We start from the raw sequence: 17,381 nt of genomic DNA on the forward strand, positions 1-17,381 counted from the left end.
GAAATGGGGATTGTCCTGTCCATGTTTGTCGAACGCGAAGCTTCCGTCGGAGAACCGACATCGCAGGAGCGCCGCCACGCAGAGCAGAACGACAGGCGCATCCTTGGCAATGTCGTGCAATGCGACGGCGCCCGCGCCACCATCAGCGCCTTTGCCGACGAAGTCGATGGCGCGGTCACCGGCCTGTGGACGGTCGGCAAGATGATCTCGATCAATCTGGGCACGACGCGCACCGTTGGTCTCGTCTATGCGATCGGCAAGTCGGACCGCGCCTGGAACAATGAAGGCCAGAACGCCATCGAGGTCAGCATCGAGTTGATCGGCGAAGTGCGTGACGGCGCCGAGCCCGGCGCCAAGCCGATCTTCGACCGCGGCATCACCACCTATCCGCATATCGGCGCCGTCGCGCACCGCATCCGCAGCCGGGATCTGCAGGCGGTCTACGATCTGGCCGGGCGCCATTCCATCACCATCGGTTCGCTGTCGCAGGACGAGACGATCGCCGCCAACATCGCTATCGACGACACGCTGGCGCGCCATTTCGCCATCGTCGGCACCACCGGCGTCGGCAAATCCACCGCCGTCTCGCTCCTGCTGCGCAAATCGATCGCGGCGCGGCCGGATCTGCGCATCCTGATCCTCGACCCGCACAACGAGTTCGCGGCATCGCTGCCCGAATATTGCGTCAGGGTCGATTCCAAGACGCTCGACCTGCCGTTCTGGATGTTCAAGCTTGAGGAGTTCGCCGAGGTGCTGTTTCGCGGGCGCGAGACGGTGCCGGAGGAGATCGACGCGCTGCGCGACCTCATTCCGCTCGCCAAGAACCTCTACCGCAACCCGAATTCGGGCGCCTACCTCAGGCGCGGCAACGATGCGCTGACCGCCGATACGCCGGTACCCTACCGCATCGCCGACCTGCTCAAGCAAATCGACGAGCGCACGGGCATGCTCGAAAGCAAGAACGAGCGCCCGACGCTCAAATCGTTGAAGACGCGCATCGAATCGGCGGCCGCCGATCCGCGCTACCGCTTCATGTTCAGTTCGCGCCTGATCGAGGACACCATCCACGAGACGATCGGCAACATCTTCCGCGTGCCGCATCATGGCCGGCCGGTGACCTGCTTCGAGATGGCCGGCATGCCCTCCGAAGTAGTCAATTCCGTCTGTTCGGTGCTGGCGCGCCTGGCTTTCGACCTTGCTTTGTGGAGCGAAGGCAAGCTGCAGCTCCTGCTGCTGTGCGAAGAGGCGCATCGCTACATGCCGGCCGACGCCCGCCTCGGCTTCGCGCCGACCAGGCACGCGCTGTCGCGCATCGCCAAGGAGGGCCGCAAATACGGCTGCTATCTCGGTGTCGTCACCCAGCGTCCGGGCGAACTCGACCCGACCATCCTGTCGCAATGCTCGACCTTCTTCGCCATGCGCCTCGCCAACGAGCAGGACCAGGCGATCATCCGTTCGGCAATCGCCGACTCGTCCGCCTCCACACTCGCCTTCCTGTCGTCCATGGGCCAGCGCGAAGCCATCGCCTTCGGCGAAGGCGTGGCGACAACCATGCGGCTGAAGTTCGAAAGACTGCCCGCCGAGTTGCTTCCAGGCGCTGCGAAGCGAGAGCAGCAGGAAGCAGCGAAATTAAACGACGACGTCGATCTGGTGGCGATCGTCGAGCGGCTGCGCAACGTGCCGAAGCCGCAGCCGCAGGGCATGCCGTTCGCCGAAGTGGTCGATTCCGGCAGGCAGGCAGGCGATCCCGACTACCGCAAGCCGCCGGCCACCACCCGCGTCCAATCGGACGACGATTTCGACATGCGCTACGGCCTCAAGCCCGCCACCTTCGGCCTGCGCCCTCAGAACGATTGAGCCTGGCGTCAAGTCCATCCGTCGATAGCTCCGAGCAACATCCAAGGGCCAGCTTCGTTGGCCAGCTTGGGCAAATCCCATCAGGGAATTCGTCAGGCTGAGTCCGGGTGGTGCTGTTTTCGAGAACCGGAGCGGAGCGGACATTCAGTCCGTGAGCACCGGAAGCGCAGAAAACAGCGGCAAACGGCCAGCCTCACGAATTCAATGATGGGATTTTAGGCGCAGACGCGGTTGCGGCCTTGCCTCTTCGCCTCATAGAGCTGGCGGTCGGCGCGGCGATAGAAACCTTCCGCCGTTTCCTGCCTGTCCCAGACGGCAAGGCCGACGCTGGTCGTGATCTTGAGCCGGACATTGCCTGTCAGCACCGACATGTTGGCGATCGCCTTGCGAATGCGCTCGGCAAACTTGCCCAGAAGCTCCGCGTCCATGTTGGGCGTAACCACGGCAAACTCCTCGCCGCCCAGTCGCGCCACCACGTCGTGGTAGCGTGTCATGTCCTTCAGGCAGCTGGCCACCGCCCTCAGCACCTCGTCGCCGACGTCGTGGCCGTGTGTGTCGTTGACCTGCTTGAAATGATCGAGGTCGAGGATCATCAGCCCGACCGGCTTTTCGATGCGCCTGAACTCTTCCAGATATTCCTTCAGCGCGTCATCGAAATAACGCCGGTTCTGCATCCCGGTCAGGCTGTCGGTCAGGGCCGCGTGCTCGAGCGTTTCGGAGCGCGCGCTGAGCGAAACCGTCATGGCGCGCAGCTTGCCTTCTTCCGTCGCCTGTTTGCGGATCAGCGGGTAGATGAAGAAGATGCCGAAAAACAGTGCGGTCGCAAGCAGCACGCCGGTCGCGAACAAGAGCTTGTTGAGGTAGATGACCTTGTCCAGGCCCGAAGCCGTATGGAGTTCCGTGGCGAAGGATTGCAGTTGTCCATAGGCATGCAGCGTCACCAGGCCCGCGGCCAGGATCACGAAGATAAAGACGAAAAATGCTGATTCCGCCTTATGGAAACGCATCTGCTCCCCGATGGAAAAGTGCCCATCGACTTTATGGCACGGACCGACTTACGGAGCGTTAACTTGGACAACCTCGGCGGGAACTCTTTCCTTGGGGTCAACTTTTCAGGTTGTATTAGCAACAAGTGCTTGGATCGTGGTTTCGAGATCGTCACCAGGGCGCAATCTTTGCCATTCCGGCCCCAGTTGATGCCGGAACCAGGTCGCCTGCCGCTTGGCATATTGCCGGGTCGCGATCTTGGCGCGTTCGATCGCCTCGGGAAAACTGGATTGCCCGGCCATCGCGCCCTGCAGCTCACGAACGCCGATCGCCTTCATCGCCGGCAGGTCCGGATCGAGACGAAGGGCCGCAAGTTGCCTGACTTCCTCCAGCGCACCTTTGTCCAGCATCTGGTCGAAACGCCTTTCGATGCGATCGACCAGCATGGCCCGGTCCGGCTCGATGACCAGGAAATGCGCCGTCTGCCTGTCGATGAGCGGCCGGCCGCGCTCGGCTTGCCATTCCAGGATCGATCGGCCGGATGCGTCGAGCACCTCGAGCGCGCGCACGATGCGCTGGCTGTCGGTGGGCTTCAATTGCATGGCGGTTCTCGAATCCTCGCGCAGCAGGATGCCATGCAGCTTGACCGATCCCCGTTCCTTCAGCTCGTAGCGCCAACGGTCGCGCACCTGCTGGGGAATATCAGGCATGTCCGAAATGCCCTCTGCCAGCGCGCGGAAGTAAAGCCCTGTGCCGCCGACGAAGATCGGCCGCCGCGAGAGCGCGCCGTCATCGATCAGCTTCGTGACGTCGCGCAGCCATGCTCCCGTCGAGTAGGCGGCGCCGGGATGGACATGCCCATAGAGAAAATGCGGCGCCCGTGCGAGGTCGGCTGCCTCCGGCCTGGCGGTCAGCACGTCGAGAACCGAATAGCCTTGCATGGAATCGGTGTTGACGATGACGCCACCCGTGCGTTCGGCCACGTCGAGCGCCAGTGCCGACTTGCCGCTGGCGGTCGGCCCGGCTATCAGGATCGCGTTCGTCACGCGGCCTTGGCCCGCACCTGCGCCGGAATTCTCGATGCCGCTCATTGCCACGCTTGTTTCCCGTCCCGCTGACCGCGCTCTGTCGCCGTCGCTTGCGAATATGGCCTCGCGGTCGGTGGGCGCAAGCGCCGTCGTCTGGCTGGCCGAAGGAATTGCCTGCGATCTTGCCCTGCCGCAAGAAGCCGACGCCGCCGAAACGACCGCCGTCCTGCGCGCCGCGCTGGCCGCGGAGCCGGTCGACGTGATCGTCCAGCAGGCTGACGCAAGGCGAAAGAAGATCCTCATCGCCGACATGGATTCGACCGTGATCGACCAGGAATGCATCGACGAACTGGCCGACGAGATCGGCGTCAAGGATCGTGTTGCCGTCATCACGGCGCGGTCGATGAATGGCGAGATCGCTTTCGAACCAGCGTTGCGCGAACGCGTGGCGCTGTTGAAGGGCCTCGAAGCCGCCGTGGTCGACCGCATCGTCACCAACCGGCTGACACTGGCCTCGGGCGGCCGCGCCCTTGTCCAGACCATGCGCGCCAACGGCGCCTGGACGGCGCTCGTGTCTGGCGGCTTCGAAGTCTTCACCACGCGTATCGCGGCCATGCTTGGGTTCCAGGAGCACCGCGCCAACCGCTTGCTTGAACAGGACGGATGCTTCACCGGGCTGGTCGGCGAGCCGATCCTTGGCCGCGCCGCCAAGGCCGATGCGCTGCTCGAAATCACGGCCCGCCTCGGCCTGACGCCGGCCGATGCGATCGCTGTCGGCGATGGCGCCAACGATCTCGACATGATCCGCCTGGCCGGCACCGGTGTCGCGCTCCATGCCAAGCCGACCGTGGCGGCCCAGGCCAAGGTTCGCATCGACCATGGCGACCTGACCGCATTGCTCTATCTGCAGGGCTATCGCCAGGAAGAATTCGTGCAATGAAACCAATGCGAACCGAGCGCCTGATCCTGCGCAACTGGGAAGATCGCGACCGCGACCTGTTCCATCGCATCAACTCCGACGAACGGGTGATGGACTTCTTCCCGTTCCGACGCGACCGCGCCCAGGCGGACGCCAAGATGGATGAGTTCCGCGCCTGGATCGCTGAGGATGGTTACGGTTTCGCGGCAGCCGAAATTGTCGCCACGGGCGAGTGCATCGGCTTTGTCGGCCTGCTCGACACCGATCATGTGCCGTCGCTGCCGGCCGGCACCGTCGAGATCGGCTGGCGGCTGGCGCCTGAGTTCTGGGGCAAGGGTTACGTCACCGAGGCAGCCGAGGCGTGGCTGGCTTACGGCTTCGAGACTCTTGGCCTCGATGAAATCGTGTCGTTCGCCGTCGCGGCCAACCGCCGCTCCACGGCCGTCATGGAACGTCTCGGCATGACAGCCGATCCATCGGCCGATTTCGATCATCCCGACATTCCCGACAGCCACCCCGCACTCAAGCGGCATGTGCTCTACCGGCTGACAGCCCGCGATTGGCGGGCAAGAAAAAGGGCGGCTCGCTAACCGCCCTTTTCGATCAAAATCAGATTAATTGCAGGCTCAGCCGGATTCAATCCATCCGGATCGTCACGAAGCGCAACTCTCCGGTCTTCGACGCCAGCATCAGCAGCGCGTTCTTGCGCCCCTGCTCCTTAAGGGCGCCGATCCGATCCATGACGTCCTTGGGCGTAGCGACCGATTCCTGGGCGATCTCGGTGATCACCTCGCCGGGTTGGATGCCGCGCTCCGAGGCGGCCGAATCCTTGGCGACATCGGTGATGACGACGCCCGACACATCGGCCGCGATGCTGAACTTCTTGCGTGTCTCGTCATTGAGTTCGCCGACGGTCATGCCGAGCACGGAAGCCGTCGAGACGGCCGGAGCCTTGTCGCCCTTGTCCTGGTCGGTGTTGCCGCCTTCCTCGGCGCTGGCAGCTTTCTCGCCATCCTCGAGCCGGCCGAGCGTCACCTTCACGGTCTGCTCGACGCCCTTGCGCACGATCAGCACGTCGACCGCCTTGCCGACCGGGCTTTCGGCGACCACGCGCGGCAGGTCGCGCATTTCATGGATGTCCTTGCCGTCGAACTTGAGGATGACGTCGCCGGCCTGGATGGTGCCGTTGTCGACAGGACCGCCCTTGATGACGCCGGCGACCAGCGCGCCCTTGGCGGTCGCCATGCCAAGGCTCTCGGCGATGTCGTCCGTCACCGGCTGGATGCGCACGCCAAGCCAGCCGCGCCGTGTCTCGCCATACTGGCGCAGCTGTTCGACAACGCCCGAGGCGAGCTGCGAGGGGATTGAGAAGCCGATGCCGATCGAGCCGCCGGACGGCGAAATGATTGCCGTGTTGATGCCGATGACCTCGCCGGCGCTGTTGAACAGCGGGCCGCCGGAATTGCCGCGATTGATCGCGGCGTCGGTCTGGATGAAATCGTCATAGGGGCCGGAATTGATGTCGCGGTTGCGGGCCGAGACGATGCCGACCGTGACGGTGCCGCCGAGGCCGAACGGATTGCCGATCGCCATCACCCAGTCGCCGACGCGCATCTTGGTGGAATCGCCGAACTTCACCGCCGTCAGCTTGTGGCCTTTCGGATCGACCTTCAGCACCGCGACATCCGTCTTGGTGTCGGTACCGACCAGCGTCGCCTTCAACGTGACGCCGTCGGAGAAATTGACCTCGATATCGTCGGCGTCGGCGATCACATGGTTGTTGGTGACGACGATGCCCTGTTCGGCGTCGATGACGAAACCGGACCCCAGCGACTGCACTTTCTGCGCGCCATTGTCCTTGTCGCCGCCGCGGTTCTTGAAGAAATCGTCGAAGAAGTCCTGGAAGGGCGAGCCCTCGGGCAGCTGCGGCATCGGCACCGCGCCCGGACCTTCCGTGCCCTTTACCGTCTGCGAGGTCGAGATATTGACCACCGCGCCGAGCAGTCCTTGCGCAAGGTCCGCCACCGAGGCCGGTCCGTCGGCGGCCAATGTCGGGGTCACGAAGGACGGGACAGCAACGGCGCCGACGAGAAGCGCCGCCGCGCCAGCGATGAACGTCCGCCGTGCCGCGCGCAAGAAGAGTGTGGATGTCATCGAGAAGCCTCCCGGTATGTCTGAAAAAGAAAGCGCAATGGCCAAGATACCGCGTTGCGCCATGTTGGCAAAAAATACGGCACGTTTGCGGCTATGACTGTCGGCAGAGGATAAATCCTCCATTATTCCGGAGACGAAAGCCGGCCGCTCTCATCCGCCGCGCACGAGCCAGACGATGCCGACCCCGATGGCGATCGCCACAAGGCCGCCGATCCGCAAGGCATTTTCCGGCATGGACAGCACCTCGCCCGCGAGCTTCCTCGCAAAGCCGGGGAAGCCGCCATAGACCAGGCCCTCTATGACAAGGACCAGGCCTATCGCCGCGAAGAAATCCTGCACCGGCCCGTTACTGGCCGGTGCTGGGTTGTGTCGCCGGTGCGGCGGGCGCCGGTGCCGGGTTTGCCGGCCCTTCCTTGCCGTCAGGATTGCGGAAGAAGCGGAAGAACTCGGAACTCGGCGACAGCACCATCGTCGTCCCGGTGTTGTCCAGCGCTGTGCCATAGGCATTCATCGACCGGTAGAAATCGAAGAAGGCCGGGTCGCGCTGGTAAGCTCCCGCGAAGGTGGCGCTGCGCTGGGCTTCGCCCTCGCCGCGCAGGATCTCGGACTCCTTCTGCGCTTCGGCCACGATCTCGACGACCTCACGATCGGCGCGTGCCGTGATGCGCTGTGCCGCTTCGTTGCCGCGTGCCCGCAGCCTGGCGGCCTCGGCCAGCCGTTCCGCCTTCATGCGATCGTAGGTCTGCTGCGAAACCTCGGCCGTCAGGTCGGTACGGCGGATGCGGACATCCTCGATCTGCAGGCCAAGGGACGTGGCGTCGGGCCGGAGCTGATCGCGCACTTCGCGCATCATCACCGCACGCTGTTCCGAAAGCGCGGCCTCGAAGTCGCGCAGGCCGTAGACGCGGCGCAAGGCAGCGTCGAGACGCGTTCTGAGCCGCGCTTCCGCCAGTTCGATCTGGCCGGACACGGCGGCACGGAAGACGCGCGGGTCCGAGATGCGATAGGCGATGAAGGCATCGACTTCGTAGAACTTGCCGCCCGACACCTGGACGCGGATGTTGTCCAGGTCGAAGCGCAGCACCCTGTTCTCGATCAGTTGCACCGTGTCGGCGTCGAAGAACGAGAACGGCGCCTTGAAATAGATGCCGGGTTCGCTCTTGACGTCGACGATCTCGCCGAACCTCAACACCAGCGCCTGCTGGCGCGCATTGACCACGAAGACAGAGGAATAGATCAGGAAGAGGATGACCGCCGCGACGACGGCGACGATGGGAAGACGGTTGGCCATCACTGGTTCCCTCCCGTGTTCGCGGCAGGCGCGGCCGGTGCCGGCGGCTTTGGCTGCAGTGCCGGCAGCGGCAGATAGGGCACGACACCTTGTCCGTTTCCCTGCTCGACGATGACCTTGCTCGAGTCCTTCAGAACCCTCTCCATGGTTTCAAGATAAAGGCGTTTGCGCGTGACGTCGGGCGCTTTGACATATTCGTCATAGACCGAGATGAAGCGCTGGGCCTCACCTTCGGCTTCCTGCACGACCCTGTTCTTGTAGGCGGCCGCATCTTCGCGAACCTGTGCCGCCTCACCGCGCGCCTGGCCAAGCTTCTGGTTGGAATACTGATTGGCCTGCTCGACGAACTTGTCCTCGTCCTGCTCGGCACGCTGCACCTCGTCGAAGGCGTCGGCCACTTCGCGTGGCGGTGCCGCATCCTCTATCGAGACGGCGTTGACGTTGAGACCGGCCTTGTAGCCGTCCAGCGTCGTCTGGATGATTTCGCGCACCGACGCCGCTATGCCCTGGCGGTCATCGCGGAAGATGTCCTGTGCCGGCCTGCGGCCCACGGCTTCGCGCATGGCACTTTCGGCGACCTGCCGCAGCATGCCGTCCGGGTCGGAGACGTCGAACAGATAGGCCCGGGGATCGGACACCTGATAGGCCACCGAAAACTGCACGTTGACGATGTTCTGGTCGCCCGAAAGCATCAGGCCGTTGCCGCTGGTGTTGCCGCCGCCAATGTCGACGAGCTGCTCGGAAATCTTTGCCGTCTCGACGGTTTCAAGCGGCCACCAGTGGAAATGCAGGCCGGGCTGGGAGAGTTCAGGCTTCGGCTTGCCAAAGCGCAGTTCGACCGCGACCTCGTCCGGTTGCACGGTGTACACCGCCTGGAACGCCCATAGAACAACCAGTACGGCGGCGATCAGCCCGAACACGGCCGGGCTGGCGCCGCCACCGCCGGGCAGCGCGCGCCGCAGCCTGTCCTGGCCGCGGCGGATGATGTCTTCGAGGTCGGGAGGCGAGCCCTGCGGGCCGCTCGGTCCCTTTGGCCCCTGCCCCCAGGGTCCCTGATTGTTGCCGCCGCCGCCCCACGGGCCGCCGCCTCCGCCACTCTTGTCGTTCCAGGGCATGAATGTCCTTTCGCTTGGAATTCCCTCAAGCGCCGGAGTTACGGCGCAAATCCAGTGTTGTTCTTCTATAGGGTCGCCACGGCACGCTTTCAACGCGATGCGCCGCCGACTTCGTCCGATTTGGACCGCTCGCGACCCTTTGTCGTCTTTCAATGCCCTTTTTGTCTATCAATGTATCTCGCGGCGGCGCTCGTAAACCGAATAGCGCGTCGCGTGGCTGTCCTTTTCCCCGGCGGGAACCTCCTGCGCACTCACCATACGCCAGGATTTCGGGTCGATCGGCGGAAAATGCGCGTCGCCATCGACCGTGGCCAGCACGTGGGTGACGTGTAGCCGGTCGGCCAGCGGCAGTGCCTGGGCATAGATCTCGCCGCCGCCGATGACGCAGACCTCGTCCACGCCGGTCATGCAGCGTCCGCGCACATTCGCCAGCTGGATCGCGGCTTCCAGCGTATGCGCCACCTCGACGCCCTCGGCGCGCCAGGTCTTGTCGCGTGTGACGACGATGTTCAACCTGCCCGGCAGCGGGCGGCCGATGCCTTCATAGGTCTTGCGGCCCATGATGATAGGCTTGCCCATCGTGTCGGTCTTGAACCGCTTGAGATCGGTGGAGAGCCGCCAGGGCAGCCCGCCATTCCGGCCGATCACGCCATTCTCGGCGATGGCAACGTAGATCGCGACATGCATCAGTTCGCGTCCCCGCCGCTGCTGTCCGACGGTTCGAGCAGGAGGATGTCGATGTCGCGCTCGGGATAGAAATCGTCAGCGGTCATCTCGAAGGTCGTCGGCCCGACCTTTTTGACATTGTCGCCGCAGAACGAGACCAACGCCTTCGGGTTGCCTTTGTCGATGGTCAGTTTGAACTTGCCGATGGTGCCCGCCGCCCAGTTGCCGCCCGTGGTCAGGATATAGGCGATGCGGCTTTCATAATATCTCGGGTAGCCGTCGGGGCTGTCCTTCGCGGCTTTCCGCACCGCTTTCTCGAACGTGTCGTCCATGCAGTAGCGGGTCTTGTAGGCCTCATATGCGCCCTGGAACTGGCCCTCGTTGAAAAAACTGACCGAAGAGGTGCCGCCGACGCTCGGCTTGTAGCGGTGCGCGACATGAACGTCCTTGTTGGCGGGAAACGTCGAGCGCCACCAATAGGTCGAGCGGAGCTGCCAGAACGGCGCATAGCTGGACTTCATACCGCTCCCGTCATCGGCGGTGTCCTCGATGATGATGCCGCGATTGACCCAATCGTCGGCCACCGCTTGCGGCAGCTTCGCCAGGGCCGCCTTGGCCGCGTCGCCGAACGGATTGAACGGCACATTCTGCGCCTTCAAATCGGCGCTGATGTCGATGCCGAGCGCGAACACCTTCTGCTCGAGCTGCGGCTTTGCCGCGACACCGTCGATCGTCACCTCGAAGCCGAGGAAGTTGTCGCTCTGGTTCTCGGGAATGGCCGGCATCTCTTCGGGATTGCCGGAAATGTCGGGCATCGGGAAGGCGACGATCGCATCGACATCCTTGTCGGTGTTGTTGTGGAAGACGTAGTCGACCGTCACCTTTTCGGGCGAGATGAAGAGATCCTCGCTTTGCATCGCCACGGCATCGCTGCGCGACAGGATCAGGCCGCCGGTGCCGAGTTCGGCGACGGAATCATTGGCGAATGCGGGCACGGTCGAGAAGGCCAGCACCGCGCTCAGCATATATCGCAACATGAAAGCTCCCTCGGCGAGAATGTCGCGATGACCCTAGCCGTTTCAACGTGGCGTTTCAAAGCCCTTCCATATCCCATGACCGCGCCACGGTGTCTGGACTAACAGGCTCCGATCGGGCAGGAGTTCGCTCCATGCGCACGCTTCTCGTCATCGGCATCGGCGCCGGCAATCCTGACCACATGACTGTGCAGGCCATAACCGGCCTGAACAGGGCGGACGTCCTGTTTATTCCCGACAAGGGCGCGAAGAAAAACGAACTCGCCGACCTGCGGCGCGGGATCTGCGACCGCTTCGTCACCAACCCGAAATCGCGCCGCGTCGAGTTCGACGTGCCAGTGCGCGCCGAGCCTGCGCCCTCCTACCGCTCGACCGTCGACGACTGGCACGAAGCCATCGCCGCCATCTACGAAGCCCTGATCCGTGACGAGATCGCCGAAGGCGGCTGCGGCGCCTTCCTGATCTGGGGCGATCCGTCGCTCTACGATAGCGCCTTGCGCATTCTCGAGCGCGTGCGGCTGAGGGGCAATGTCGCCTTCGAACTGGAGGTCATCCCCGGCATCACCGCCATCCAGGCGCTGGCGGCCAGCCACAAGATGGCGCTGAACCGCATTGGCGATTCCATCCTGGTCACCACCGGCCGCAGGCTTACCGAAGAGGGCCTGGCCGGCAATGCCGGCAGCACCGTCGTCATGCTGGACGGCAAATGCGCCTTCAACACGCTGACCGACCAGGATGTCACCATCCATTGGGGCGCCTATCTCGGCACGCCGGACGAGATCCTCATTTCAGGCCGCCTCCGGGATGTCGGCGCCAGGATCGAACAGACCCGCGAAGAAGCCCGCCGGCAAAAGGGCTGGATCATGGATACCTATGTGCTGCGCAAGCCAGGCGAATAGGAAGACAATAAGGCAGTAGGGCAGTAGGGCAGTAGGTGAAGGATTTTTTATGCTGGAAAACAGCTACGAATTACTGCCCTACTGCCCTACTGCCCTACTGCCCTACTGCCCTACTCCCCTACTCCCTACCCAGCATCGATCTCCGCCTGCAATGCCTCCATATGCGTCGCGGCCGCCGCGGCCGCCGCGCGCTCGATCGCACGGAAGCGGCTGACCACCGCCAGGCCGACCGCCGTCAGTTGCGCGCCGCCGCCCTTGCGGCCGCCGGTCTGTGCCGAAACCAGCGGCTTGCCGAACACGCGGTTCATGTCCTCGACCAGATCCCAGGCATGCTTGTAGGACATCTCCATGCCGCGCGCGGCGGCCGAAATCGAGCCGAAGGAGGCGATCTGCTCCAGCAGCTCGATCTTGCCCGGCCCAATTCGCCCGTCCGGATCGAGATTTATCCGCAAGCTCAACGACGGCATCTTTGCTCCTCCGCAATCACCCAGCCTTGCTATCAAAGTTGCCTCGCCGTCAAAGCAGCCTTGGCGATACCGTTATTCCAGATCAACATAGCGCCGATCGCCGCGCCTGTCAGCCATCGACCTCGAACGGCAAACCGGCGCCGGTGTTGGCCCGATCGAAGCTCACCGTCTTGACCACCGCGAAAACCTTGCCGCCCAGCCGCAGCTTCAGCGCCTGCCGCGACTGCTCGGTGATGCGGGCAAGCACCGTTGCGCCATTGCAGTCGATGCCGACCTCGACCGACGGCCCCTCGCCCGGGCTGATCGCCACGATCGTGCCGGGCAGGATGTTGAGCGCGCTAAGGCCCTTGGGCTGCTCGGTGGCGATCATGACGTCGCGGGCGCGGATGCGGATGCGCACCGGCGCTCCCGCCGTCACGGCCAATCGCGGCACGCGGATCTCGCCGGCGGCCGAGCCGAGCACGGTCATGCCGAAAGCCTCGTCATGGCGCAGCACCTTCGTGTCGAGCACGGCGCCGCCCTCGCCGCGCTCTTCCGCCGGCAGCAGGTCGAGCCTTTGCATGACGGCCTCGGTCGGGCCGCTGGCAACGACCTTGCCTTGCGCCATCGTCACCACATCGCTGGCCAACCGCGCCACTTCGGCGATCGAATGGCTGACATAGACGATCGGGATCTTCGTCTCGTCGCGCAGCCGCTCGATATAGGGCAGGATCTCGGCCTTGCGCGCCTCATCCAGCGAGGCCAGCGGCTCGTCCATGAGCAGCAGCCTGGGGCTGGCCAGCAGCGCCCGGCCGATCGCCACGCGCTGTCTCTCGCCGCCCGACAGCTTTGCCGGCCGCCTGTCCAGAAGCGGAGCGATGCCGAGCAGGTCGACAACCGCGTCCATGTCGGCATAGCGCTCCCTGGCCGGCGTGAACCAGCGGCCGTAGCGCAGATTGCCGGCCACGCTCATATGCGGAAACAGCCGCGCATCCTGGAACACCATGCCGATGCGGCGCCTGTGCCTCGGCACGAAAATGCCGGCATCCGTGTCGACCAGCACGCGGCCGTCGACCTCGATGCGCCCCTTGCCGGGCCGGATCAGCCCGGCGATCATGTTGATCAGCGTCGTCTTGCCCGAACCGGACGGGCCGAACAGTGCCGTCAGCCGCCCGGCGCTCTCGAAGCGGGCGTCGATGGCGAAATCGCCAAGCCGGTGGCCGACATCGACGAATACGCTCATTCGATATCCATCCGCCGGCCAACGCGCCGCGCCAGCACTTCCGAGGCGACGAGCGCCGCCATCGAGATGACGATCGAGATCAGCGTCAGCCGCAGTGCCCCTTCATCGCCACCGGGCACCTGGGTGAAGGTGTAGATCGCCGACGGCAGCGTCTGCGTCTCGTTGGGGATGTTGGAGACGAAGGTGATCGTCGCGCCGAACTCGCCCATCGCCTTGGCGAAGGAAAGGATCGCGCCGGCGATCAGCCCGGGCAGGATCAGCGGCAGCGTGATGGTGGCGAACACCCACAACGGATTGGCGCCGAGCGTTCCCGCCGCCGCCTCGATTCTGCGGTCCACCGCTTCGATCGACAGTCGGATCGCCCGCACCATCAGGGGAAAGCCCATGACGCCGCAGGCAAGAGCCGCACCCGTCCAGCGGAAGGAGAAAACAATGCCGAAATGCTCGGCCAGGAAGGCGCCGGCCGGCCCGCGTTTGCCGAAAGTCAGCAGCAGCAGATAACCGGTCACCACTGGAGGCAGGATCAGCGGCAGGTGCACCAGCCCGTTGAGCAGCGTCTTGCCCCAGAATTTTCCCCGCGCAAGCACAAACGCGATCAATATGCCGGGCGGGAGGCTGGCGAGCATCGCCACCGTCGCCACCTTGATCGACAGCCGGACCGCATTCCATTCTTCGGGAGTGAGGTCCAGCAGCCAGTTCATATTGCGGTATCAGGCCCTTTTCAGTTGCTCGGCGTGAGCACGGTAAAGCCCTGCTCCTTGAAAAGCGCGCCGGCCTTGGCGGACTGCAGGCATTCCAGGAAGGCCGTCGTATCCTTGTCCTTCGAATCGGCGGTCTGGGCAACCGGATAGACGATCGGCGGATGCGAATCCTCCGGGAAGGTGCCGACCACCTTGACGCCCTTTTCGGCATGCGCGTCGGTGGCATAGACGATGCCGAAAGCCGCTTCGCCCGTCGAAACCAGCTTCAGCGCCGCGCGCACATTCTCGGCCTGCGCCACCTTGCCTTCGACCGACGACCAGACGCCGAGCGATTCCAGTGCCGCCTTGCCATATTTGCCGGCCGGCACCGCCTTGACGTCACCCATGGCGAGCTTGCCGTCGCCCACCAGCCTGGCGAGGTCAAACCCCTTCTCGATCTTTGCTTTAGCAGTCGAATCTTTCGCCGCCACCAGCACGATCTCGTTGCCGAGCAGCTTCACTTCGGTGTCGGGCTTGATCAGCTTCTTGTCGGAGAGATATTTCATCCAATCGAGGTCGGCCGAGATGAAGACATCGGCCGGCGCCCCGCCCTCGATCTGCTTGGCCAGCGCCGAGCTTGCGGCATAAGAGACGGTCGCGGCCTCGCCGACATCGGCTTCGCAGGCCTTGTTCACCGCGTCGAGCGCGTCCTTGAGGCTGGCGGCCGCAAACACCACGACCTTGTCTTCCGCGTGCGCCACCGGCACCACGGCCATCAACGCTGCAAAACCGCCAATGGCGATCACCCTCAACCCGAGACCTTTGCGCTTCATCGAAACTCTCCCTGGTTTGAAATCCGTGCGGCTCGATGCCTGCCAACCGATATATCCGCATGAATATAACAAGGGAAGGGCCGACACCCTTCTCGACATCGATTGTTCTGGTAAAACGGGCAAAGAAAAGACTTGGAAAGGACCCTTCGACGAAGATCAGCGCTCGCAATATCCTCAAGGGAACCATCACCGAGATCGTCAAAGGCGCCACCACCTCGCATGTTCGGATCGACATCGGCGGCGGCGTCATCGTTACCGCCTCCATCACCAACGAGGCCGTTGCCGACCTCAAGCTCGAAAAAGGCAAGCAGGCCTACGCCGTGGTCAAGGCCTCGGACGTGATGGTCGGGATCGACTGAGGTGCCTCAATGAAGATTAAGCGGCAAGCCTATGGATCAAGGCATCTTCGACATAAATGCCATTGATGGTGTTGTGAGAAAATCGCACCTCACCGAGGCCGTCAACCCGCATGGCGATACCCAAGCCGGCGATCAGCCGGTCGTCCGCTGATGTGATCTTCACCTTGCTAAGGTCCAAAATAGGTTCTTGCGGGCGCGCCTTACGCCAGTCAGCGGCAATCGTTGCCGCATCGAAATATTTCTTCTCAAGGTCCTTTCGCGGACCACGATAGGCGATGATCATACGCCAATTATCGACATCGCTGTTGTACAGCCATAGCGCGGCCGCGACTCCAAATCCGTTTTCATCAAGAGCACGAATTAAGTTGATACCGGCATCGATGTCAGCCCTCACCAACGCTCCTGAAGCCATCTGAATATTCCTTGCTCTTCGTCAACCATGGCGTTTCGCATGGCCGTCGCTTCAAACACGTCTATCATATCGTAACGCGAAGCCTCATTCCAATCTGAAACCGCTGACCAGTGACCATCGAATATAGGCGACGCCGTCCGGCTTTGGGTCAGGTCGGAAAACAGGCCAGCTAAGGCTATAAGCCTGTTGAGATCGTGGCTGTAAACGTCTTGCACAAATTTCTTGTCGGGAATGGTATCCGGCTGGAAAAGCCTCGAAATTCGCGACTTGATCGCTATTTCTGCGGCGTAGCCAAAGAGATAGTAAGCATTCGAGTAGCGTTGATTTTGAAACAAGAGTTCTGCGTCACGTAGCTTAGCACCGGCTATGGCCTGGAGGGTGTTCCTCTCTAGCGTCATACGGCGATCGGCGCCTTGATCGATGCATCGGCGACGTAGTTTTCCAGCCGGAAATCCTCGAAGCGGAAGGCGAACAGGTCCTTCACCTTCGGGTTGATCCACATTGTCGGCAGCGCCCTCGGCGTGCGCCGCAACTGTTCGCGCGCCTGCTCGAAATGGTTCGAGTAGAGATGCGCGTCACCCAGCGTGTGGACGAAATCGCCCGGCTTCAGCCCGGTCACCTGCGCCACCATCAGCGTCAGCAAGGCGTAGGACGCGATGTTGAAGGGAACGCCGAGGAAGATATCGGCGGAGCGCTGATAGAGTTGGCAGGAAAGCCGTCCCTCCGACACGTAGAACTGGAACAGGCAGTGGCACGGCGGCAGCGCCATGGCTTCGACCTCGGCCGGATTCCAGGCCGAGACGATCAGCCGTCGCGATTGAGGATTGCGGCGTATCTCCTTCAAAAGATTCGCGATCTGGTCGATCGAGCCGCCATGTCCGTCTGGCCAAGAGCGCCACTGCTTGCCATAGACCGGGCCGAGATCGCCATTCTCGTCAGCCCATTCGTCCCAGATGGAAACGCCGTTGTCAGTCAGGTATTTGATATTGGTGTCGCCGGCCAGGAACCACAGCAGTTCATGGATGATCGACTTCAGGTGCAGCTTCTTGGTGGTGGTGACCGGGAAGCCGCGCGCCAGATCGAAACGCATCTGGTAGCCGAAGACGGAACGCGTGCCGGTGCCGGTGCGGTCGCCGCGATCGGCGCCGTTTTCCAGCACATGCTGCAAGAGGTCGAGATACTGGCGCATCGGTTCCGGCTCGATTCGAGAGTGCAGGCATTATAGCTGCCGGGCACGCGGTCGAACACATTAAAACGCTGCAAGCGTTGCTTGCACCACCATTCTTCCCCAGCGTTTGCGCCGCCCCTCATTGCCCTACCGGGCATTTCTCCCCGTATAGTGACGGGGAGAAAGGTGCTGGCCGCAACGATGGCGCACTACTTGTAACGCTCGCGGTTGGCGAAAACGTCAAAGACAGCGCCCTTCTCCCCGTCACTATACGGGGAGAAGATGGCGGC

The 17,381-nt window shown here is 63.2% G+C and carries 20 protein-coding genes; 5 read left to right on the forward strand and 15 right to left on the reverse strand.

The annotated features are described in order from the left end of the window. Nucleotides 1-21 precede the first annotated feature (21 nt). A complete protein-coding gene (locus tag X743_RS159200; RefSeq protein ID WP_023765051.1) occupies nt 22-1,857 on the forward strand; it encodes an ATP-binding protein in 1,836 nt (611 codons plus the stop codon). A gap of 215 nt (nt 1,858-2,072) precedes the next feature. On the opposite strand, the gene X743_RS159195 is transcribed toward X743_RS159200, so the two are convergent. After that, entirely contained in the window at nt 2,073-2,864 is a 792-nt protein-coding gene (locus X743_RS159195) for a GGDEF domain-containing protein (RefSeq protein ID WP_023765052.1), read from the reverse strand. A 105-nt stretch (nt 2,865-2,969) separates the two neighbouring features. Next, a complete protein-coding gene (miaA, locus tag X743_RS0135780) occupies nt 2,970-3,935 on the reverse strand; it encodes a tRNA (adenosine(37)-N6)-dimethylallyltransferase MiaA (protein WP_031257658.1) in 966 nt (321 codons plus the stop codon). On the opposite strand from miaA, the gene serB reads away from it, so the two are divergent. Together serB and X743_RS159185 are read left to right on the forward strand one after the other, a co-directional pair. Next, complete coding sequence (gene serB / locus X743_RS159190; protein WP_023765054.1) at nt 3,925-4,812, forward strand: phosphoserine phosphatase SerB; 888 nt, start codon at nt 3,925-3,927, stop codon at nt 4,810-4,812. The genes miaA and serB overlap by 11 nt on opposite strands. Then, a complete protein-coding gene (locus X743_RS159185; protein WP_023765055.1) occupies nt 4,809-5,381 on the forward strand; it encodes a GNAT family N-acetyltransferase in 573 nt (190 codons plus the stop codon). Before serB ends, X743_RS159185 begins: the two co-directional genes overlap by 4 nt. A 46-nt stretch (nt 5,382-5,427) precedes the next feature. Here the strand turns inward: X743_RS159185 and X743_RS159180 are convergent, their stop codons facing one another. The 6 genes from X743_RS159180 to X743_RS159155 form a co-directional block, all read right to left on the reverse strand. Further along, on the reverse strand, nt 5,428-6,945 hold the full coding sequence (locus X743_RS159180; protein WP_023765056.1) for a DegQ family serine endoprotease: 1,518 nt from the start codon (nt 6,943-6,945) through the stop codon (nt 5,428-5,430). Between the two features lie 150 nt (nt 6,946-7,095). After that, nucleotides 7,096-7,284 carry a DUF2065 domain-containing protein gene (locus X743_RS159175; RefSeq protein WP_013894746.1) on the reverse strand — a complete coding sequence of 63 codons (189 nt, stop codon included), beginning with the start codon at nt 7,282-7,284 and terminating at the stop codon, nt 7,096-7,098. 7 nt (nt 7,285-7,291) lie between these two features. Next, nucleotides 7,292-8,236, reverse strand: coding sequence for a protease modulator HflC (locus X743_RS159170; RefSeq protein WP_023765057.1), 945 nt, complete (start codon nt 8,234-8,236; stop codon nt 7,292-7,294). Then, nucleotides 8,236-9,351, reverse strand: a complete 1,116-nt coding sequence (hflK, locus tag X743_RS159165) for an FtsH protease activity modulator HflK (protein ID WP_023765058.1) — start codon at nt 9,349-9,351, stop codon at nt 8,236-8,238. The genes X743_RS159170 and hflK overlap by 1 nt, the downstream gene beginning before the upstream one ends. Nucleotides 9,352-9,519: 168 nt before the next feature. After that, nucleotides 9,520-10,038 (reverse strand): dihydrofolate reductase, encoded by a 519-nt coding sequence (locus X743_RS159160; protein ID WP_023765059.1) that lies wholly within the window; start codon nt 10,036-10,038, stop codon nt 9,520-9,522. Then, complete coding sequence (locus X743_RS159155) at nt 10,038-11,054, reverse strand: DUF4424 domain-containing protein (protein WP_023765060.1); 1,017 nt, start codon at nt 11,052-11,054, stop codon at nt 10,038-10,040. The genes X743_RS159160 and X743_RS159155 overlap by 1 nt, the downstream gene beginning before the upstream one ends. 131 nt (nt 11,055-11,185) lie before the next feature. On the opposite strand from X743_RS159155, the gene cobF reads away from it, so the two are divergent. Further along, nucleotides 11,186-11,950, forward strand: coding sequence for a precorrin-6A synthase (deacetylating) (gene cobF / locus X743_RS159150; RefSeq protein WP_023765061.1), 765 nt, complete (start codon nt 11,186-11,188; stop codon nt 11,948-11,950). Nucleotides 11,951-12,075: 125 nt separating this feature from the next. Here cobF and X743_RS159145 read toward each other — a convergent pair whose 3' ends face one another. From X743_RS159145 to modA, 4 genes are all read right to left on the reverse strand, one after another. Next, nucleotides 12,076-12,417, reverse strand: a complete 342-nt coding sequence (locus tag X743_RS159145; protein WP_023765062.1) for a winged helix-turn-helix domain-containing protein — start codon at nt 12,415-12,417, stop codon at nt 12,076-12,078. A gap of 109 nt (nt 12,418-12,526) precedes the next feature. After that, nucleotides 12,527-13,639: a molybdenum ABC transporter ATP-binding protein gene (gene modC, locus X743_RS159140; protein ID WP_023765063.1), complete on the reverse strand. Its 1,113-nt coding sequence runs from the start codon at nt 13,637-13,639 to the stop codon at nt 12,527-12,529. Further along, nucleotides 13,636-14,340, reverse strand: coding sequence for a molybdate ABC transporter permease subunit (modB, locus tag X743_RS159135; RefSeq protein ID WP_023765064.1), 705 nt, complete (start codon nt 14,338-14,340; stop codon nt 13,636-13,638). Before modB ends, modC begins: the two co-directional genes overlap by 4 nt. A 20-nt stretch (nt 14,341-14,360) precedes the next feature. After that, complete coding sequence (modA, locus tag X743_RS159130; RefSeq protein WP_023765065.1) at nt 14,361-15,152, reverse strand: molybdate ABC transporter substrate-binding protein; 792 nt, start codon at nt 15,150-15,152, stop codon at nt 14,361-14,363. 107 nt (nt 15,153-15,259) lie between these two features. Between modA and X743_RS0135785 the strand changes: the two genes are divergently transcribed. Beyond that, on the forward strand, nt 15,260-15,511 hold the full coding sequence (locus tag X743_RS0135785) for a molybdopterin-binding protein (protein ID WP_051508528.1): 252 nt from the start codon (nt 15,260-15,262) through the stop codon (nt 15,509-15,511). Nucleotides 15,512-15,527: 16 nt separating this feature from the next. On the opposite strand, the gene X743_RS159125 is transcribed toward X743_RS0135785, so the two are convergent. Genes X743_RS159125 through X743_RS159115 form a run of 3 tightly spaced genes read right to left on the reverse strand, consistent with a single transcriptional unit; the run spans nt 15,528 to nt 17,112 of the window. Next, nucleotides 15,528-15,905 (reverse strand): hypothetical protein, encoded by a 378-nt coding sequence (locus X743_RS159125; protein WP_156934408.1) that lies wholly within the window; start codon nt 15,903-15,905, stop codon nt 15,528-15,530. Continuing rightward, nucleotides 15,902-16,321, reverse strand: a complete 420-nt coding sequence (locus X743_RS159120; protein WP_023765068.1) for a hypothetical protein — start codon at nt 16,319-16,321, stop codon at nt 15,902-15,904. Before X743_RS159120 ends, X743_RS159125 begins: the two co-directional genes overlap by 4 nt. Continuing rightward, the gene (locus X743_RS159115) at nt 16,318-17,112 is read right to left on the reverse strand and encodes a thymidylate synthase (protein WP_023765069.1); all 795 of its coding nucleotides are present in this window, start codon (nt 17,110-17,112) and stop codon (nt 16,318-16,320) included. Before X743_RS159115 ends, X743_RS159120 begins: the two co-directional genes overlap by 4 nt. Between the last annotated feature and the right edge of the window lie 269 nt (nt 17,113-17,381).

The sequence above is a fragment of the Mesorhizobium sp. LNHC232B00 genome (genome assembly GCF_000502435.1).
GTDB classification, from domain to species: Bacteria; Pseudomonadota; Alphaproteobacteria; order Rhizobiales; family Rhizobiaceae; genus Mesorhizobium; species Mesorhizobium opportunistum.